This is a genomic window from Paraburkholderia sp. BCC1884 (assembly GCF_900996225.1).
Taxonomy (GTDB): domain Bacteria; phylum Pseudomonadota; class Gammaproteobacteria; order Burkholderiales; family Burkholderiaceae; genus Paraburkholderia.
Window position 1 is genome coordinate 507,846 of sequence record NZ_CAAJGL010000090.1, and the last position, 18,603, is coordinate 526,448.

Consider the following 18,603-nt stretch of genomic DNA (forward strand, 5'->3'; position numbering starts at 1 on the left):
TGAAGCGCGCGGATCAGCGCGAACGCCGCTGCACGTAAACCGCCGCGACGATAATGGCGGCCTTCACCACCAGCGCCGCCGCGTCGGGGATGCCGTGCGCGAGCAGCGTGTAGCGCAGCAACTGGATGATGAGCGCGCCGATCAGCGTCCCGCCGATATACGCCTTGCCGCCTGTCAGCGCCGTGCCGCCCACCGCCACTGCGGCGATTGCATCGAGTTCGACGCCGAGCCCAACCACGTTCGCATCGGAAGAAGAATTCACCGAGATCGAGATCAGGCCGGCCAGACCCGCAAGCGCGGCGCACAACGTGTAGGCGATCAGCTTCACCGTGGCGGTCGGCACGCCGCACAGATACGCGGCCTTCTCGTTACCGCCGGTGATCAGCAGATACTGGCCGAAGAGTGTTTTGCGCACGATCCACACGAACGCGGCGACCAGCGCCAGCATCAGCAGCACCTGGAAGGGCACGCCACCGACCTTGCCCAGCGCGATCCATTGGAACGCGGGCGTGTTGAAGGCCTGCAGACTGCCGTCGGTGACGACTTGCGCGATGCCGCGTCCGGCAATGAACAGCACCAGCGTCGCGACAATCGGCTGGACTGAGAGCCTCGTCACGAGGAAGCCGTTGAAGACGCCGCACAGCGCGGCCGCCAGCACGGGCAACACGAATGCGAGCCCAATGCCTAACGGGCCGGCGATATTCAGGAACAGCATCGGCGCGAGTGCACCCGAGATCGCCATCGACGCACCGACCGACAGATCGATGCCGCCCGTCGCTACCACCAGCGTCATGCCGATGCCGACGATCACGATCGTCACCACCTGCGTCATGTTGACGTTGAAGGTCTGCAGCGACCAGAAGTGCGGCGTAAAGATCAGGTTGAAGAGCACCATCGCGAGCAGCACGATGACTTCGCGCTGCATTGCCAGATGACGCCATTTCTGCACCGTCGTCGTCGATCTGGCGACCGGGGCGGCCGCCATCTGTTGAGCGGTTTCGCCGAGCCGCGGCTCGGGTTGCAAGGATTCGCTGTGCAGCTTAAGCGCCATGACGGTCGCCCTCCAACGCGTCTTCGATATGGGCGGCGTTTGCCGTTTGTGCGGCTTCGGCCAGTTGCGACTGTCCTTCGCTGCCGTAGGCGATGGCGTCCATGATCGCGGTCTCGCTCATGTCGGCGCCGTTCAGTTCGGCGACAGTGCGGCCATCGCGGATCACCACCGCACGATCGGCGACCGCCGTGAGTTCTTCCAGTTCCGACGCCGACAGCAACACCGCGAGCCCCGCATCGCGCAACTCGCGCACGATCTTCGCGACATCCGCTTTGGCGCCGACGTCGATGCCGCGCGTGGGTTCATCGAGCAGCAACAACGACGGCTCAGCCGCGAGCCAGCGTGCGAGCAGCACCTTCTGCTGATTGCCGCCGGACAACTCGCGGATCGGTTGATCGGCCGAGCGCAACTTGATACCGAGGGACGCAATGAAACGGTCGACGATCGCCTGTTGCTTCTTCACGTCGACCACACCGTTCTTCGCGAGTGTGCGCAGGCAGACGAGCGTGAGGTTGTCGCGCACCGACAGTTCGGGGACGATGCCTTCCGCCTTGCGATCTTCAGTGAGGTAGGCGAGGCCACGCGAAATCGCGTCTTGCGGCGACTTCAGCGTCACCGTTTCACCACCGATCATGAGCGAGCCTTGCTCCAGCGGGTCCGCGCCGAACATCAGCCGCATGGTTTCCGTGCGGCCCGAGCCGAGCAATCCCGCGAGGCCCACCGCTTCGCCCGCATGGACTTGCAGCGAAACGTCGCTCACTTTCGGATGCGCACTCAGATGCGAGGTCGAGATCATCTGCTTGCCGCGTCGCGCGAGGTTCGCTTCGCGTGCGCCGGTATCGTCCTGCACGACGGCGGCGAGCGAGCGGCCGAGCATCGTCGTGACCAGCTGTAGTTTGTCCATCTCCGCCATCGTGCTTTGGGCGACGGTCTGGCCGTCGCGCATCACGGTGACGCGGTCGCACAGCGCATAGAGTTCGTCGAGCCGGTGCGAGACGAAGATCACCGCGCGGCCGTCGTCGCGCAGTTTGCGCACGACGGTGAAGAGCAGTTCCACTTCGCGTTCGTCGAGCGACGAGGTGGACTCGTCCATGATGACCATCTTCGCGTCCGACGACACCGCGCGCGCGAGCGCCACCATCTGCTGGATCGCGGTCGAGTAGCGGCCGACGGGTTTCTTCACGTCGATCTGCAAGCCGAACGATTCGAGCAGCGCGGCGGCGCGTTGCTGCACCGCGCGCCAGTCGATTATGCCGAAGCGGCGCGGCTCGCGGCCGAGGAAAATGTTTTCCGCCACCGAGCGGAACGGCACCAGGTTGATCTCCTGATAGATCGTGCTGATACCGGCTTCGCGGGCCTGTTTGGGGGTGCGGAAATCGACGTCGCGTCCTTCGAAACGCACGCTGCCCGAGCCGCGCCGATACGCGCCGGTCAGGATCTTGATCATGGTCGATTTGCCGGCGCCGTTCTGGCCGATCAGCGCATGCACTTCGCCGGCGGCGACGCTCAGATTGGCGCTGCGCAACGCGGCGACGCCGCCAAAGCTGATGCCGATGTCCTGCATCTCGAGCAGCGGCGAAGCCGATGAGCTCGAGGAACCGTTAAGGGGAGAAGAGTGTGGCGTCTGCGTGGCGGATTGCGTCACGGGTGTCCTCCTGATGCATGTACTGCTGCGTCTGCTGCGTAGCCCGTGCTGCCGGCGGGGCGCCGTGCGCGCTCGGGCTCGATGCGGGGGCGTCGCTAAACCATCTTACGCCGCATAAAAGCGAAGCGACGGTCCGTGAACCACGGGCGCGTCGCTTCGAAGCCTTCCCGTCACCCGCCTACCGCGCAAAAAATTGCATGGGACCAGAGTAAGCGCTGAAGCGCCAACTCTGGTCGACAGAAGACGATTTTCACAAGCGGGTGACTTCCTGCTGCAACGCTATCAATAGCCGTACTGCGTGTTCTGCTGTACGTTGCTCTTGTCGTAGAAACGGTCCGAGACCTTGACCCACGTCGGGATCTTTTCGCCCTTCGCGTAACGTTGTGCGACGTCGCAGGCGAGCGGGCCGAAGAACGGGCTCGACTGCACGCTCGCACCGAGTTCGCCGGCCGCGATCGCGTCCATGCCGCCCTTGGTGCCGTCGATCGTCACGATCTGGATGTCCTTGCCCGGCTGCTTGCCGGCGGCCTTGATCGCGGCGATGGCGCCGAGCGCCATTTCGTCGTTATGCGCGTAGACCGCGGTGACGTCCGGATGCGCCTGCAACAACGTTTCCATCACCTGACGACCCTTGTCGCGTGCGAAGTCGCCGCTTTGCGACGCGATGATCGACATGCCCGGGTTCTTCGCGATGACTTCGTCGAAGCCCTTCTTGCGATCGTTCGCCGCGGAGGCGCCCGTGGTGCCTTCCAGTTCGATGATCTTCGCCTTGCCGCCAGTCGCCTTGACGAGCCAGTCAGCCGCGCGATGGCCCTGATCGATGAAGTCCGAACCGATGAACGTGATGTAGTCGCGACCTGCCTTGGCCACCGACTGATCGACATCGCGGTCGACCAGAATCACCGGAATGCCGGCCTTTTTAGCTTGCAGCACGATCGGTGCAAGCGGCTTCTCTTCGCGCGGCGGGAACACCAGCAGATCGACGTGTTGCGCGATCATGCTCTGGATGTCGGAGACCTGCTTGGAGTTGGAGCCGTTGGCGTCGGTCATCACGACTTGCCAGCCGCATTTGGCGGCGACGTCCTTGAAGCTCTTGGTTTCCGCGAGACGCCACGGATTGTTGCTTTCGGTCTGCGCGAAGCCGACCTTCAGCGGAGTCTTGTTGGGCAACTTCGGCAGCGCGTCGTCGGCGTGCGCGGTAGCGACGCCGAAACCGATTGCCAGAGCCAGCAGGGAACCCGCCAGCGGACGAATCTGCTGCTTGCGCACGTGAGCGCGCGACTGCGTGTTGAGCGACGCCATGTCTTCCTCCAGTACCTGGTGAGGTAGGTGTATTTGCTTTTTGTGTTTCTTCTGCCGGTCGGCGCTGTTTTGCTCTACCGGACGTGCCGATTATTCCATCCAGAATTATTATCGGTCAATCACTAATAATATTAATTATTGGCTTTTTTGCCTCGGTAATTACCCTGATCGAAGCGCGTTCGACCAGCGGACCGTCGAGCTTGACCATGCGATGCCGCACCGGCGCGCCGGCGGCGCGGTTGTGTTCTTCCTGCAGCAAAGTCTCGACGGCCCAGCGTCCCAGTTCGTAGTTCGGCAGCACCACGGTGGAGAGTGGCGGATGCGTATGACGGGCGATTTCCTGGTCGTCGTAGCCGAGCACGGAGACGTCTTCCGGGACGCGCAAGCCGAGTTGCTTGAGCGCCTCGATCGCGCCGATCGCGGTCAGGTCGTTGGCGCAGAAAATCGCGGTCGGCGGATTCGTTTCGCGCATCAGCGAGAGGGTGAGTTCGAAGCCGAGGCCCGAACTCCAGTCGCCGTCGCGCACTAGTTCCGGCGCGAACGGCAGGTCGGCCGTGGCGAGCGCGGTGCGATAACCCTTGAGGCGATCCTTCGAGGCGTCTTGCCACGGTTCGCCGTTGATATAGCCGATCCGCCGATGGCCGGCCTGCAGCAGATAGTCGGTGGCGAGATGGCCGCCGGCCACTTCGGCCGGCACCACCGACGAGAACCCGCCTTCGCCCGTATAGCAGTTCAGCAGCACGGTCGGCACCTGCGAAAGCGCCGCCGGCAAGGTCACCTTACGCGTGTAGACGGTGGCATAGATCACGCCGAATACATGCGGATTCGACAGGATGGTATCGAGCACCTGCTTCTCGATGTCGGCGTTGCCGTGGGTCGAATAGACCGCCAGCATCTTGCCGCTTGCATACGCCGCGTCGCGCGCGCCGTCGACGTTGACGACCGGGTGCGGGCTGGTGGAGATCTCGTCGGCGAGATAGACGATCAGGTTGCGTTCGTCGGCGGAAGCCGACACGGGTTCACGCAGCGAGAGCCGGTAGCCGAGGTCATGCGCGGCTTTCAATACCTTGTTGCGGGTGCTCTCGGAAAACTTCGCGCCGGTCGCGTTGTTGAGCACGAGAGAGACAGTCGATTGCGACACGCCAGTGAGTTTGGCGATGTCGGTCATGGTAGGACGGCGTTGAGTCGATTTTTTCATTGAGCGGGCCGCGTTACCGCGGCGCAAAAGCTTGGGGCTGCCGTGGGCATTGTGGTGCTGACGGTACCACTAATAATATGTCCCCGGCAACGCGCGCTAACCCGTCATCTGGGAGGCTTCGATCGGTCTCGCCACGCAGTCGGCCTGGAGAATTTATTACTAATAATATTGACCAACAGGCTTTGGCGTGCGATTCTCGGTCGCGCGGACCCTGACAGTCCGCCGGCCGCGTGCTGTGCGCGGCACGCCCTAGGAGACACCGATGCGCGTTCCTGCCGCCATCCGCCCGAGGCCCTGCCTTTTCTGACCATGCGCGACGTTTCCTTGAATTCGCTCCCGCCGCTCGCCGATGAGCTCACGTGGCTCGACGATCCCGCGATCGTGGCCACTGTCGTCACGCTCTCCGCCGGCGCGTTGCGCGCCGTGATCGCGCCTGAAGTGGGCGGCGCGCTGGCGGCCTTCTACGAAATCACGCCTGCGGGCGCTCTGCACTGGTTGCGCCCAGCGGTATCGACGGCGTTCACCGAGTCCGATCCGCTGCGCATGGCGAGCTTTCCGCTGTTTCCCTACTGCAACCGGATTCGCGACGCGCGTTTCGAATTCGACGGCGTGACGATCGATCTCACCGGCAACGACCTGCGTTTCGCCCATGCGCTGCATGGCAACGCATGGCGGCATCCGTGGCAAGTGGGCGCGCGCACGGAGAGTTCGGTTGAGTTGCACTTCGAACATGTGCCGGACGCACGCGTGCCCGGCGACTGGCCGTTCCACTATCGGGCGCAGCAGCGTATCGAGTTGGTGGACGGTGCGTTGCGCATCACGCTGAGCGGGCAAAACCTGGCGGACCGGCCGATGCCGTTCGGTATGGGGCATCACCCGTACTATCCGCGCACCGACCACACCCGCGTGCACGCCGAGGTCGCCGGCATGTGGCACGCCGACGAGGAAGTGCTGCCGACGCATCTCGGCCCGCACCCGGCAGTCGATGCCTTGCGCAACGGCATGTCGCCGGATGCATTCGAGTTGGATAACAACTTCGCGAACTGGTCGCGCGAGGCGACTATTGCGTGGCCGGACGAACACCGTCAACTGACGATGACGGCCGACGCGCCCTTCGATCACATGGTGATCTTCGCGCCTGCGAACGACGCGCAGCTGTGCGTAGAACCGGTGACCAACACGACGGATTGCTTCAACACCGTCGGCGGCCGCGAGCAGGTGGGCGGCTGCGTCTTGCAGCCGGGCGAAACACTCGCCGCCACGCTCAGCTGGACGCCGCAACACGCCGGGTAGCGTACGGCGCCGCCGCAGCGTTCATTCGACTCGCAAGCGTGCCATATAGGGCAAGTGATCCGACAGCCACGCAGTTTCCTGCGTCGGCTGGATCCATTCGACCGGCTGCATGCCGCGCACGAACATTTTGTCGAGCGCGAGCGCCGGTGAGAAGGCGGGGAAGGTGCGCCCTGATTCGCCGAGCAGCGTCGCGACTTCCTGCAGACCATGCTCGCGGAACAGCGGCACCGAGTCGTTACGCCAGTCGTTGAAGTCGCCGGCTAGTACCAACGGACCTTCCGGTGCCTCTTTCGCGATCCAGGTGGCGATCCAGTTCATCTGCCGCAAGCGCGCCGAGCGTGTGAGCGCAAGATGCGCGCACAACAGCGTGACCGAATGGCCGCCAAAGGTTGCCCGCGCCACCAGCAAACCGCGCTTCTCGAAGCGATGCGCGGAAATATCCCAGCGTCCACCGAGATCGAGCGGATGCGGCGACAGAATCGCATTGCCATGCCGCCACGAGGGCTTGAACACATTTGGCCCAAGCGCGATGTCGAGTTCCAGTGCGCGAGCGATTTCGGTGGCCTGACAGTGCCACACATCGCTCAGGGGATCGGCGAGAGGCGCGCCGAAACTACTCGCCAAGGCCGGCGACGGCATGCGCCGCGCCATCGCTTCCTGCAAAAAGTACGCGTCCGCGTGGGTCGATTGCACCCAGCGCTGCATGGCCTGCCACGCCTGAAAACCAAGCGGCGTGCGGCCTTTATGCAAATTCCAGCTCACCGCGACGAAATCCTTCGGTGCAACGCTTTCGCGGATCAATTCTTCGGGGTTTCGCATGCCGCGTTATCCACGTGTTCTGGTTGAGGGCTTCGTTCTTAGTTGGCAGCGCTGGCGCCGGTCGCGAGACTCGCACGCACGCGGTAGACCAGGTTCGGATTCTTGTCGACGATGGTCCAGGTGGCCCACTGGCCGGGAGGCACCGTCAACCCCGGATGACTCGCGCTCACCTGGCGCGGCTGCGGCGGGAGCTTGCAGCCGGTGTCGGTTTGCTGCGCGGTGTCTTCATCGAACGTTTCCTGGGCTTCGATCGACAACGTGACGCCGTTCGCATCCGCGCGCAGCGGCGAGACGGTTAGCGTGCGCGCCAGATCGATGCTGCCGCCAGGCTGATCCTTGCAGCCGACGTTGTGCTGCACCACCTTGTGATGCGTATCCGTGCGCGCCTGGCCGACCGTGGTCGTGCCGTCGAACGCGTCGATCTGCTGGCCGTCGCGCATGACCTGCAACTGCCATTGCACGACCTGATCTGCTGGACGTTGTTGTGCGTTTGCAAGCAACGAAGTGCCGAGCAACACGGCCGCGATACTGGTTTTCCACATAGAAGAAGTCTCCGGTCACTGCGTCCGGCCAAGTGGTCAGACGGCCATCTTACGCCTGATGGACGGAACGCTTTTCTGACACGTCAAACGGGGCCGGGTTCAGCAGCAATGCATTTCAGTTGGGGTTGATCCATGGCGAAAACAACCCGTTGTTAGCAGCAGAGCCGCATGACTGCTGGCTTGCACACCAATATGTCGTCGTTACACTGGACTTGAAACGGCGCCGATCAAGCGCCGCCGCAGCAAGGCCAGCCAGACGGGGTAAGCGATGACAACAGCAATGGTCAAACAGGAAATCGCCGTGGCGTCTTTCAGTCGGGTGTACGACCTCGATCAGGTCGAAACCGCGCTGAACGATCTCGGCGACGGCGCGAACGAGGCATTGCGCGCCACCTACGAAAAGATGCTGAAAACCGGCAATCTGCGTTTCTGCGTCAAGCCGAACCGCATGCCGTCAATCGACGATCTGATCGACGCGCTGCCCAACTTTTCGGCGCCCCTCGACGACATCCGCAAGCAGGTCGCCCTGTGTCTGGAGACCGAAGACCGACTCGAACTGATGCCGATCCTGCTGCTCGGCGACCCCGGCATCGGCAAGACGCACTTTGCCAAGCAGTTGGCGCGCCTGCTCGGCACCGCCTACCAATATGTCGCGATGAGTTCGCTGACCGCAGGCTGGATTCTCTCGGGTGCTTCGTCGCAGTGGAAGAACGCGAAGCCAGGCAAAGTATTCGATGCGCTCGTGAACGGCAGTTACGCCAACCCGGTAATCGCCGTCGACGAAATCGACAAGGCCACCGGCGATTCGCAATACGACCCGCTCGGTGCGCTGTACGCGCTGCTCGAGCACGACACGGCGCAGAGCTTCATCGACGAATTCGCCGAGATTCCGATCAACGCCGGGCACGTGATCTGGATCGCGACCGCGAACGACGAGCGCTCGATTCCCGAGCCGATCCTGAACCGCATGAACGTCTACGAGATTCCGCCGCCGGATCATGCGGGCGCGCGCCGCATCGCCCAGGCGATCTACGACGAAATCCGCTCGGCGCACAACTGGGGTTTGCGGTTTCCCGAGGCGCTCGGCGACGCTGCGCTCGACGCGCTGGTGCGTGCCTCGCCGCGCGAAATGCGACGCGCAATCCTGAATGGCTTCGGCTCGGCGCGTATCGATCGTCGCGATCACGTCGAAGCCGGCGACATTCGGCTGGATCATGGAAATCGACGAAAACCCATCGGTTTTTGAGCTTTTTTGCCCATTTTCAGTGAGTAAACCGCCTCCGGGCGGTTTTTTTATGACCAAAACCGGAAATCCCTACCCAAAATAAGGTCAATGTCGCAGCAATTGTTGCTGATAATGAGATGCTAAGTTGTTAGCAATCGGTCTAGATTTTCGATAGTCAGGGAATACACTGAGCCCAACGAGATGACGGCAGTGCAAGACGCCGGACGCCATCGTCGCAACAGATAAAAACCCGAATTCAACGACTATTGGAAACCATCATGAGAACCGCTTCCTTCGCTTTGCTCTTCTCCGTCGCCGTCACCGCTCCGGCTTTCGCAAGTGGCTATGGCCCGGCCACCTCGTATCGTCCGGAAGTCGCGACGTACACCCAGCCGAGCGGCGTGACCCGCGCGCAAGTTCAGGCCGACGTCGTGCAGGCTCGCGCTGCCGGCGAACTGAACCAGAACCCGTACGCGCCGATCTCCGCCGATAGCGTGAGCGCCACGCCGGACAATGGCCCGAAGACGCGCGCCGAGGTGAAGGCTGAGCTGGTCGAGGCTCGCGCCAACGGTGAACTGAACGTGAATCCGAATGCGCCGGCGTATCAGCAGCAACTGGCGGTCGGCGGCTATACGGCGCCGCGCGCGCAGAAGAGCAGCCTTGCGCAAGTGTTCCATCGCGCCGTCAGCACGCAGAACTAAGCCTTCACACCGGTCGAAGAACTCAGCGCCCCACCTCCACGCGGCGTACACTGAATCAGTCTGACCGCTACGTTTGAGACCTGCTCAAGACCGCATGCCCGCCGTCGTTTCCGACTGCGGGCATTTCTGTCTGTGCGGCGTCGTACAATTTTGCGTAGCGGTTGCGAAAAGGCAGGTGCGTTCGGCAGCGAGCGGTGTGCGGCGAGGGAAGGCCGCATCCTGTCTTCATCACTATCAGGTGAACGAGGCAGCGCGCGGCGAGGTCAGCCGCGTCAAGGGACATGGACCAAATCGAATGTGTAGTGATTGGCGCGGGCGTGATCGGCCTCGCCGTGGCGCGCGGGCTGGCCGCTCGGGGGCGCGAAGTGATCGTGCTGGAAGCGGCCGAGGCGATCGGCGTGGGCACGAGTTCGCGCAATAGCGAGGTGATTCATGCGGGCATCTACTATCCCCGCGGCTCGCTCAAGGCGGCGCTCTGCGTGCGTGGCCGCGAAATGCTCTACGAGTACTGCACGGAGCGCAACGTACCGCATTCGCGCTGCGGCAAGTTGCTGGTGGCGACCTCGCGCAACCAGATTCCTCAGCTCGAAAGCATCATGGCGAAGGGCCGCGACAACGGCGTGCTCGACCTGATGCGAATCACCGGCGACCAGGCGCAAGCGCTCGAACCGGCGCTCGACTGCGTCGAAGCCGTGTTCTCGCCGCAGACGGGCATCGTCGACAGTCATCAGTTGATGCTCGCGCTTCAGGGCGACGCCGAACGCGATGGCGCGGTGTGCGCTTTTCACGCGCCGGTCGAGGCGATCGTAGCGAGCAACGGCCGTTTCATCATCACCGTGGGCGGCAGCGCGCCGACCACCATCAGCGCGGCCTGCGTGATCAACAGCGCGGGTCTGCACGCCAACTCCCTCGCGCGCTCGATCCGGGGACTCGACCCGCGCCACGTGCCGCCGCTCTATCTGGCGCGCGGCAACTACTTCAGCATCTCGGGGCGCGCGCCGTTCAGCCGTCTGATCTATCCGATGCCGAACGAGGCCGGCCTCGGCGTGCATCTGACGATCGATCTCGGCGGTCAGGCGCGTTTCGGCCCCGACGTCGAATGGGTCGATGCGATCAATTACGACGTCGATCCGCGTCGGGCGGAATCGTTTTATGCGGCGATTCGTGCGTACTGGCCCGCGCTGCCTGATCATGCGTTGCAGCCCGCGTACGCGGGAATTCGTCCGAAGCTGTCGGGCCCGGGCGAGCCTGCTGCCGATTTCGTGATTCAGGGACCAGCTGCGCACGGTGTGCGCGGACTCGTCAACCTCTTCGGAATCGAGTCGCCGGGATTGACCGCCTCGCTTGCGATCGCGCAACGAGTGTGCGAGTTGAGCGGCCGCGCTTGAGTGACGTAGCGCTCACGCGCGGTTCACGTATAGACCACGCAGAAGTCGCGCGCTGGCCCGTACCAATCCGGTTATCTCTATCATTTGGGCCGTCACGCGCTACGGCTTCGTTGCTATCCTTGGGGACCGCTGTCAAAGAACGGCGATCAGTTCACTATAAATGGAGTGAGTCCCCCATGAAATCGTCCCGTCGTAGCTTTCTGATTACCAGCATTGGTGTCGCTTCCACATTCGCCCTCTCGCGCCAGGCATTCGCCGACGCACCGAAGGTCGCCGAAACCGATCCGACTGCGCAAGCGCTCGGCTATAAAGCCGACGCGAGCAAAGTCGACAAGGCCAAGTTCGCAAAATACGCAGCCGGGCAGGACTGCGGCAACTGCAGTTTCTATCAGGCGAAAGCCACTGACCCGTGGGGCGGCTGCCCGATGTTCGCGGGCAAGCAGGTCGCCAGCAAGGGTTGGTGCAGTGCATATAACAAGAAGGCCTGATACCGGTTGAAGCTTGCACACGTTTGATATCGCGCGAATTGCGTTGCAGCATTGCGGCGCGCGATCGAGCATTGATCATTGAGGCGTCTGCCGCTCCACGCGACCGACGCCTTTTTGTTCCTTGAAAACAGCGGATGCGCTCCTTACACTCCAAGGCGCACACCAACGCGCAGTGACGCGAGAACGACGAACCACGGCACATGTTTCGCAGGCTGGGAGACTCGTATGACACCAGCTTCAAAAAGCCTTCATACGCGAGCGGTTGTCGCGGCTGTGGTCGGCAATGCGCTCGAATGGTACGACTTCACCGTGTTCGGCTTTCTGACAGTGGTGATCGCGCAAGTCTTCTTTCCTGCCGGCGACAACTACGCGTCGCTGCTTCTCACCACCGCGACCGTCGGCGTCGCCTTCGTCATGCGGCCGATCGGCGGCATCGTACTCGGACTCTATGCGGATCGCGCGGGACGCAAGGCGGCGTTGTCGCTCGTGATCGCGTTGATGACGCTCGGCATCCTGCTGCTCGCCATTGCACCGCCGTATTCGGCGATCGGTATCGGCGCACCGTTGATGATCGTGCTCGGCAGATCGTTGCAAGGCTTTTCCGCCGGCGGCGAGTTTGGCAGTTCGACGGCGCTGCTGATTGAAGCCGCACCCTTCTCGCGGCGCGGTCTCTACGGCAGTTGGCAGATGGCGAGCCAGGCGGCGGCGCTGCTGCTCGGGGCGTTGGTCAGCGCGGCGATCACGCGGGGACTCTCGCCCGAAGCATTGAAGTCCTGGGGATGGCGTGTGCCCTTCCTGCTGGGTTTGATTATCGGACCGATCGGCTTTTATATCCGCCGGCATCTCGTCGATTCCGAAGCCTTTCTCCTCGCGCAAAAAACTGCGCGGCGTGCGACGCTCGGCGAAGTTTTGCGCGGCCATAGCCGCGACGTGCTGTGCGGACTCGGCTCGGTAATCGCGCTGACGGTGACGATCTACGTACTGATCAGCTATCTACCGACCTTGGCGGTGACGCAACTGAAGCTGCCGTACGCGCAATCCTTCTACGCCGTGATTGTCGGCAATCTACTGTTGACACTGCTCTCGCCGCTGGCCGGCGCATGGTCCGACAGGATCGGACGTAAAGGACTGTCGCTGTGGTCGCTGGTGCTGACGCTCGTGATCATTTATCCACTGTTCGCGTGGCTCGCGGCCGAGCCGAGCGTGTCGAAACTGATTCTCGTCCAGGCGCTGCTGTCGATCACGCTGTCGGGTTACTACGGACCCTTCGGCGCGCTGATCGCCGAACTGTTTCCGGCCAACGTACGCTCCACGGGTTTATCGCTCGCCTACAACGTCGCGGTGATGCTGTTCGGCGGCTTCGGTCCATTCGTCGTGACGTGGCTCATCAACACGACAGGCTCGCCGCTCGCGCCGACTTACTATGTGATGGGAGGACTGGCGCTGTCGATCGTCGCGATCGCGTGCATTCCCGGCAAACGTCACGCGGATCTCGATGCGCACCGCAAGCCGGCATGAGCCGGCGAGCCAGGTTTCGCACTCGCCGCGCGCGAATCCCACGCTAACCTAACTCCGCGCCTGCATCAATGGCGGACGTTTGTCGAACCACGGCCGCGCCGCTTCGAGTTGCGCAGCCAGACGCAGCAGCGTCGCCTCGCCACCCTCGCGCGCGGCAAACTGCACGCCGACCGGCAAGCCCCGTGCATTCCAGTACAGCGGCACCGACATCGCCGGTTGTCCGCTCAGATTGAAGACTTCCGTGCAGCCCGCCCACGTGAAGGCTTTGTTCGATGCCTCGGTGAGCACCTTCTTCATCAGCGGTTCGAGAGGCATGGCGGTGACGGCGCGCATCTGCATGCGTTCCGCCGAGGTGGGCTGCATCTCGCCGATCTTGATCGGCGCGGCTGCCAGTGTCGCGCACAGCAGCACGTCGTAACGGTTCAGCAGATCCGTGAGACGTTCGGTGATGCGGCGCTGTTCTTCGAGTGCGGCGGGCAAACCACGCTCGCCGAGCTTGCGGCCGACGTGCGCCATCGTCCACGTCGAAATTTCGAACTCGGCGCGCAGCGGTTTGCGGCCGGTGATGCGCTCGGCATTCAGCACCAGTTCTTCCGCCGTCACGGACCACAACGTGAGGAACGCGTGACGAACCGCGGCGAAGTCGATGCCGAGCGATACCGGCTCGATGTTATGACCGAGCGAGATCGCCAGTTGCGCGGCGTCGTCGAGCGCGGCGCGCGCGTCGGCGGAAAGCGAAGGCGCGAGCATCGACTCCGTGACATAGGCGATGTTCAGCGGCTTGCACGGTTCGCGGCTCGCGCCGAGAAAAGTGCCTGGTGCGCCGAGCGGACGGTCCGCGTTGCCCGACAGCAGATCGAGCAGCACGGCGCTGTCGCGCACACTGCGTGAGACGGCGAGATCGACGGCGAGCTCGCCGGCGCCGGCCGGCGTCGCTCGTGGCACACGTCCGCGCGATGGTTTGAGGCCGAAGAGTCCGCAGCATGAAGCCGGAATGCGGATGGAGCCGCCGCCGTCAGAGGCATGCGCGAGCGGCACGATGCCGGCCGCCACCGCGGCGGCGGCACCGCCGCTCGAGCCGCCCGGCGTGTGGTCGAGATTCCACGGATTGCGGCACGCGCCGAACAGTTCGGGCTCGGTATAGGGCATTTGCCCGAGTTCGGAAGTGCTGGTCTTGGCGAAGATGTTCAGACCGGCTGCTTTCGCGAGCGCGACGACTGGCGCGTCCAGTTCGGGAATGAAATGGCGATAGTGGCGGCTGCCCATCGACATGCGCAGTCCGGCAACCGGCGCACCGAGATCCTTGATCAGATAAGGCACGCCCGCTAGCGCCGTCTGCGTGCCGGCGCCATTCGCGTCGATCGCACTATAAGTAGCACCGTTGGCCCGGCTGGCGTCGTCGCGCGAGGCGCGTTGACGGGCGGCGTCGTAGTCCTTCAGGACAATCGCGTTGATCGCGGGGTTGACGGCTTCGGTGCGGGAGATCGCGATGTCGAGCAACTCGCGCGCGCTGGTTTGACGCGTGCGCACCAGCTCGGCGAGGCCGAGGGCGTCATGGGCGAGATAGTCTGATTGCACGACGGATGAGCCCTCGTTATCGAGTGTTGGATCGGTCGAATGCATGGAAGACGACGCGGCGATGCCGCGTCGTCGCTCAGAGAGTAACTGAGTTGAGCGCTCGCGTGAGTGGCGGCGATAGTCGCGCCACTCGACGACGCGAGCCGTTCGGCGCGACGAGTTACAGACGCTCGCCGAGGAAGGTCAGCGTGCGGCCGTGCGCGAGCGCGGCGGCGCGCTGGTTGTACGAGGCGCGGTCCGGGCAGTTGAAGCCGTGATCGGCGTTCGCATAGATGTGGAATTCAGCGTCGGCGCGGCCGGCGAAGCGCTCCTGAATCTCGCCTACGGCCGACAGCGGAATATGCGCATCGAGTTCGCCGTAGTGGAATTGCATCGGCACCTTGATCTTCGCGGCTTCGTCGAGCTGATTCTGGATGCCGCCGCCGTAGTAGGCGACCGCACCGTCGAGCGAACCTTGCGCGGCGGCCAGATAGGCGAGACGTCCACCGAAGCAGTAGCCGATCGCGGCCACCTTGCCGGTCACTTCCGGCAGCGCGCGCAACGCGGCAGCGGCCGCGCCGATGTCGGCCACGGCGTCGTCGAGTTTCAGCTTCTGCATCAGTTCGATGCCCTTTTCGCGATCCGCGCCGTCATAGGTCAATTCGACACGCGGCTGCACGCGCCAGAACACATCCGGTGCAAGGGCGACGTAGCCGTCTTGCGCGTACTGATCCGCGACCGAGCGGATATGGCTGTTCACGCCGAAGATTTCCTGAATGATGATGACCGCCGGACCTTTGCCGCCTTTGGGCAGCGCCAGGTAGCCGCCGAAACTCTCTTTGCCGGCGGGGATGTCGATCCAACGGGAAGTCGTGCTCATGGTGCTCTCCATATACCCGCGCGCCTGGGTGCGCGGTCGGTCTGAAATGAATGCCAGAGGCCTGAATGCCTGAAGCGGCGGTCAGTGTGCCATCAAAAGAAACGGCTTGCAGGCGAGGCCGGCGGCGGTCATTTCGTAAGGCGATTGAAACATTCTTCGCCTGCCGTTTCGTCGCGCACGCAGGCAGATTCGGCGTGCTTCAGATGGATTTTTTGATGGCACTGCGTACGCCTGTTTTTTAAGCACAAAGTCAATTCGGATGATTAACGGTTTAACGCGCAAAAGGCTTTTGGGCGCGCCGTTAGACGACAGACTCACCTGGCGGAAACCCGCATGGGCTGGTGCTTTCCAGCCAGTCTGTCCAGTTGCATCAGGGGTCTGTTGGATAAACGCTATTAGTGTTCATCCCACTTCCTCAAAAAAATCCCACAATTTAATTTGATGGCCTACACTTGCGCGCAAGTACGGGTTGCCGCCTGCCACAAACAGGCTGGTGAGCGTGCTGGCCAAGTGCATGAACGATGCAACCGGCGTGGTCGTCTACGGGACTGAGCGACACGTGTTGGGGAAGCGGGGGCACAGGGCGATTACGTTGTTTTTGGGACCGAAACTGGAGACTTACATGAACATCAAGATTCAAAAGCTGTTGCCGATCAGCGCTGCGGCGATGCTGTTCGCAACGTTGGCAACTTCCGCGGCAGCTGACCAGGTCGTCAAGATCGGTCACGTTGCACCGCTGACTGGCGGTATCGCTCACCTGGGTAAAGATAACGAAAACGGCGCGCGCCTGGCAGTTGAAGAAATCAACGCCAAGGGCCTGTCGATCGGTGGTCAGAAGATCACGCTGCAACTCGACGCACAAGACGATGCAGCTGACCCGCGTACGGCAACTCAAGTCGCGCAGAAGCTGGTCGACGATAAGGTCGTCGCAGTGGTTGGTCACTTGAACTCGGGCACGTCGATTCCGGCTTCGAAGATCTATAGCGATGCAGGCATCGTGCAGATCTCGCCGTCGGCAACGAACCCGGCTTACACGCAACAAGGCTTCAAGACGACGTTCCGCGTCGTCGCGACCGATGCGCAACAAGGTCCGGCACTGGCTAACTACGCATCCAAGGGCCTGAAAGTGAAGAGCGTCGCGATCGTCGACGACTCGACCGCTTATGGCCAGGGTCTCGCCAACGAATTCGAAAAGACTGCCAAGTCGCTCGGCATGAACGTGATGTCGCATGACGCGACCAACGACAAGGCTGTCGACTTCCGCGCAATTCTGACGAAGATCAAGGGCGAAAACCCGGACGCGATCATGTACGGCGGTATGGATGCAACCGGCGGCCCGTTCGCCAAGCAAGCCAAGCAACTCGGCCTGCGCGCGAAGGTGCTGGCAGGTGACGGCGTCTGTACGGACAAGCTGTCGGACCTGGCTGGCGACGCAACCGACAACATCGTCTGCTCGGAAGCCGGTATGGCGCTCGAGAAGATGGCTGGCGGCAAGGCGTTCGAAACGAAGTACGAAAAGCGTTTCGGTCAGCCGATCCAGATCTACGCTCCGTTCACGTATGACGCTGTGTACATCATCGTCGACGCTATGAAGCGTGCTAACTCGACCGATCCGGCGAAGATCCTGGCAGCAATGCCGAGCACGGATTACAAGGGTGTGATCGGTGAAACCACGTTCGACTCGAAGGGTGACCTTCAGCACGGCGTGATCTCGCTGTATGACTACAAGGCAGGCAAGAAGACGCTGCTCGACGTAGTGAAGATGTAAATCCGCGTGAGCGAGGACGGCTTTAAACTGTCTTCGATCCGCTAGTTAAAAGGCACGCGCACCGCGAGGTTCGCGTGCCTTTTCTTTTGCGCGTGTCGATCAGCGACCGGTGATTCAATAGCGGTAGAAACACATGAAGGAGAGCGCCGTGACCACGACGAACCGTTCGATCGACGATGAGTGGCGTCGCTGGATCGGCGAGAACCTGCTGCTCGACGCACCGCCGCCTGCCTTGCATGGCGCGTTGGTGGGACATGGATTCGATGCCGCCGAGGCGTCGCGGGAGATCGAAGCGGCGCTCGCGAGTCCTTATTTTCAGGGGGCAACGCGTTTGCGCAATCGTTTGCGTAAGCGTGAGTGGATTTTGTCCGTGTATGGCGCGCTCAATCGCATGCGCGCGACGGGCGGCGTGATCGAGCGTCGCGAGCGTTTATCGCGCGATGAGTTCTTCGAGCAGTACTACTTTCAGAACCGGCCGGTGATCATCACCGGCGCATTCGATTTCTGGCCCGCGCGTCGGACATGGAGTTTCGATTATTTTCGCCAGCGCTGCGGCGATCGCGAAGTGGAAGTGCAGTTCGGTCGCGAGTCGGATGCGGACTACGAAATCAATCAGCCGACACTCAAGCGCCTGATGCGCTTTGGCGAGTATGTCGATCTGGTCGAGCGCAGTGGCGCGACCAACGACTTCTACATGACCGCGAACAACACCTCGCAGAACCGCACGGCGCTCGCGGCGCTATGGCCCGATGTACCAACCATCGATACCTATCTGGATGCCGCCTCGCCCGATACCGGTTTCTTCTGGATGGGACCGGCTGGCACGAAGACGCCGTTTCATCACGATCTGACCAACAACTTCATGGCGCAGGTGATCGGCCGCAAGCAGATCAAGCTGGTGCCGCTCGTCGACACGCCGCATATGGCGAACCATCTGCATTGCTATTCGCAGGTGGACGGCAGCGCGATCGACTACGAGCGTTTTCCTTCGATGCACAACGCGCAGCTGATCGAATGCACGTTGGCGCCAGGTGAGTTGCTGTTTCTGCCGATCGGCTGGTGGCACTACGTGGAAGGGCTCGACGCCTCGGTGACGATGACGTTCACCAATTTCTTGCAGAGCAACGATTTCTCGCGTCACTACGCGACGTATCACGAACTGTGACGTCGAGGTGAGCGCGGTATGGCGTGGCCTCGCAAGGCGTGCCTCGATAAAAAAACAGCGAGC

Annotated in this window: 16 protein-coding genes; 8 read left to right on the forward strand and 8 right to left on the reverse strand. The window is 62.5% G+C overall.

The window, feature by feature from the left end:
- Nucleotides 1-13: 13 nt before the first annotated feature.
- The 4 genes from FQ705_RS21120 to FQ705_RS21135 all read right to left on the reverse strand — a co-directional run bounded on the left by FQ705_RS21120 (nt 14) and on the right by FQ705_RS21135 (nt 5,166).
- The gene (locus FQ705_RS21120; RefSeq protein ID WP_144144366.1) at nt 14-985 is read right to left on the reverse strand and encodes an ABC transporter permease; all 972 of its coding nucleotides are present in this window, start codon (nt 983-985) and stop codon (nt 14-16) included.
- 55 nt (nt 986-1,040) lie between these two features.
- Nucleotides 1,041-2,615 carry a sugar ABC transporter ATP-binding protein gene (locus FQ705_RS21125; RefSeq protein WP_409934728.1) on the reverse strand — a complete coding sequence of 525 codons (1,575 nt, stop codon included), beginning with the start codon at nt 2,613-2,615 and terminating at the stop codon, nt 1,041-1,043.
- 363 nt (nt 2,616-2,978) lie between these two features.
- Nucleotides 2,979-3,998 (reverse strand): ABC transporter substrate-binding protein, encoded by a 1,020-nt coding sequence (locus tag FQ705_RS21130; protein WP_144143986.1) that lies wholly within the window; start codon nt 3,996-3,998, stop codon nt 2,979-2,981.
- A 115-nt stretch (nt 3,999-4,113) separates the two neighbouring features.
- Nucleotides 4,114-5,166 carry a LacI family DNA-binding transcriptional regulator gene (locus FQ705_RS21135; protein WP_144144368.1) on the reverse strand — a complete coding sequence of 351 codons (1,053 nt, stop codon included), beginning with the start codon at nt 5,164-5,166 and terminating at the stop codon, nt 4,114-4,116.
- Between the two features lie 339 nt (nt 5,167-5,505).
- Here FQ705_RS21135 and FQ705_RS21140 point away from each other — a divergent pair, with 339 nt between their 5' ends.
- A complete protein-coding gene (locus FQ705_RS21140) occupies nt 5,506-6,489 on the forward strand; it encodes an aldose 1-epimerase (RefSeq protein ID WP_144143987.1) in 984 nt (327 codons plus the stop codon).
- 21 nt (nt 6,490-6,510) lie between these two features.
- Here the strand turns inward: FQ705_RS21140 and FQ705_RS21145 are convergent, their stop codons facing one another.
- A complete protein-coding gene (locus tag FQ705_RS21145; RefSeq protein WP_144143988.1) occupies nt 6,511-7,308 on the reverse strand; it encodes an endonuclease/exonuclease/phosphatase family protein in 798 nt (265 codons plus the stop codon).
- 38 nt (nt 7,309-7,346) lie between these two features.
- Nucleotides 7,347-7,850, reverse strand: a complete 504-nt coding sequence (locus FQ705_RS21150; RefSeq protein ID WP_144143989.1) for a hypothetical protein — start codon at nt 7,848-7,850, stop codon at nt 7,347-7,349.
- Between the two features lie 268 nt (nt 7,851-8,118).
- Between FQ705_RS21150 and FQ705_RS21155 the strand changes: the two genes are divergently transcribed.
- The 5 genes from FQ705_RS21155 to FQ705_RS21175 all read left to right on the forward strand — a co-directional run bounded on the left by FQ705_RS21155 (nt 8,119) and on the right by FQ705_RS21175 (nt 13,170).
- Complete coding sequence (locus FQ705_RS21155) at nt 8,119-9,096, forward strand: AAA family ATPase (protein WP_144143990.1); 978 nt, start codon at nt 8,119-8,121, stop codon at nt 9,094-9,096.
- 257 nt (nt 9,097-9,353) lie between these two features.
- Nucleotides 9,354-9,776 carry a DUF4148 domain-containing protein gene (locus FQ705_RS21160; RefSeq protein WP_144143991.1) on the forward strand — a complete coding sequence of 141 codons (423 nt, stop codon included), beginning with the start codon at nt 9,354-9,356 and terminating at the stop codon, nt 9,774-9,776.
- A 281-nt stretch (nt 9,777-10,057) separates the two neighbouring features.
- Entirely contained in the window at nt 10,058-11,164 is a 1,107-nt protein-coding gene (locus tag FQ705_RS21165) for an NAD(P)/FAD-dependent oxidoreductase (RefSeq protein ID WP_144143992.1), read from the forward strand.
- A gap of 176 nt (nt 11,165-11,340) precedes the next feature.
- Entirely contained in the window at nt 11,341-11,652 is a 312-nt protein-coding gene (locus tag FQ705_RS21170; RefSeq protein WP_144143993.1) for a high-potential iron-sulfur protein, read from the forward strand.
- 225 nt (nt 11,653-11,877) lie between these two features.
- Nucleotides 11,878-13,170 carry an MFS transporter gene (locus tag FQ705_RS21175; protein ID WP_144143994.1) on the forward strand — a complete coding sequence of 431 codons (1,293 nt, stop codon included), beginning with the start codon at nt 11,878-11,880 and terminating at the stop codon, nt 13,168-13,170.
- Between the two features lie 48 nt (nt 13,171-13,218).
- Here FQ705_RS21175 and FQ705_RS21180 read toward each other — a convergent pair whose 3' ends face one another.
- Nucleotides 13,219-14,748 carry an amidase gene (locus tag FQ705_RS21180; RefSeq protein WP_186307931.1) on the reverse strand — a complete coding sequence of 510 codons (1,530 nt, stop codon included), beginning with the start codon at nt 14,746-14,748 and terminating at the stop codon, nt 13,219-13,221.
- A gap of 160 nt (nt 14,749-14,908) precedes the next feature.
- Nucleotides 14,909-15,607 (reverse strand): dienelactone hydrolase family protein, encoded by a 699-nt coding sequence (locus FQ705_RS21185; protein WP_144143996.1) that lies wholly within the window; start codon nt 15,605-15,607, stop codon nt 14,909-14,911.
- Nucleotides 15,608-16,229: 622 nt separating this feature from the next.
- On the opposite strand from FQ705_RS21185, the gene FQ705_RS21190 reads away from it, so the two are divergent.
- Complete coding sequence (locus FQ705_RS21190) at nt 16,230-17,375, forward strand: branched-chain amino acid ABC transporter substrate-binding protein (protein WP_144143997.1); 1,146 nt, start codon at nt 16,230-16,232, stop codon at nt 17,373-17,375.
- A 133-nt stretch (nt 17,376-17,508) separates the two neighbouring features.
- A complete protein-coding gene (locus tag FQ705_RS21195; RefSeq protein WP_144143998.1) occupies nt 17,509-18,540 on the forward strand; it encodes a cupin-like domain-containing protein in 1,032 nt (343 codons plus the stop codon).
- Nucleotides 18,541-18,603 lie beyond the last annotated feature (63 nt).

What these genes read in the sequence shown, in the direction of transcription:
- FQ705_RS21185 (WP_144143996.1), bottom strand. Translation starts at nt 15,607, where the DNA reads ATGAGCACGACTTCCCGTTGGATCGACATCCCCGCCGGCAAAGAGAGT.
- FQ705_RS21120 (WP_144144366.1), bottom strand. Translation starts at nt 985, where the DNA reads ATGGCGGCCGCCCCGGTCGCCAGATCGACGACGACGGTGCAGAAATGG.
- FQ705_RS21160 (WP_144143991.1), top strand. Translation starts at nt 9,354, where the DNA reads ATGAGAACCGCTTCCTTCGCTTTGCTCTTCTCCGTCGCCGTCACCGCT.
- FQ705_RS21165 (WP_144143992.1), top strand. Translation starts at nt 10,058, where the DNA reads ATGGACCAAATCGAATGTGTAGTGATTGGCGCGGGCGTGATCGGCCTC.
- FQ705_RS21150 (WP_144143989.1), bottom strand. Translation starts at nt 7,850, where the DNA reads ATGTGGAAAACCAGTATCGCGGCCGTGTTGCTCGGCACTTCGTTGCTT.
- FQ705_RS21175 (WP_144143994.1), top strand. Translation starts at nt 11,878, where the DNA reads ATGACACCAGCTTCAAAAAGCCTTCATACGCGAGCGGTTGTCGCGGCT.
- FQ705_RS21135 (WP_144144368.1), bottom strand. Translation starts at nt 5,166, where the DNA reads ATGACCGACATCGCCAAACTCACTGGCGTGTCGCAATCGACTGTCTCT.
- FQ705_RS21125 (WP_409934728.1), bottom strand. Translation starts at nt 2,615, where the DNA reads ATGCAGGACATCGGCATCAGCTTTGGCGGCGTCGCCGCGTTGCGCAGC.
- FQ705_RS21195 (WP_144143998.1), top strand. Translation starts at nt 17,509, where the DNA reads ATGAAGGAGAGCGCCGTGACCACGACGAACCGTTCGATCGACGATGAG.
- FQ705_RS21155 (WP_144143990.1), top strand. Translation starts at nt 8,119, where the DNA reads ATGACAACAGCAATGGTCAAACAGGAAATCGCCGTGGCGTCTTTCAGT.
- FQ705_RS21140 (WP_144143987.1), top strand. Translation starts at nt 5,506, where the DNA reads ATGCGCGACGTTTCCTTGAATTCGCTCCCGCCGCTCGCCGATGAGCTC.
- FQ705_RS21170 (WP_144143993.1), top strand. Translation starts at nt 11,341, where the DNA reads ATGAAATCGTCCCGTCGTAGCTTTCTGATTACCAGCATTGGTGTCGCT.
- FQ705_RS21145 (WP_144143988.1), bottom strand. Translation starts at nt 7,308, where the DNA reads ATGCGAAACCCCGAAGAATTGATCCGCGAAAGCGTTGCACCGAAGGAT.
- FQ705_RS21190 (WP_144143997.1), top strand. Translation starts at nt 16,230, where the DNA reads ATGAACATCAAGATTCAAAAGCTGTTGCCGATCAGCGCTGCGGCGATG.
- FQ705_RS21130 (WP_144143986.1), bottom strand. Translation starts at nt 3,998, where the DNA reads ATGGCGTCGCTCAACACGCAGTCGCGCGCTCACGTGCGCAAGCAGCAG.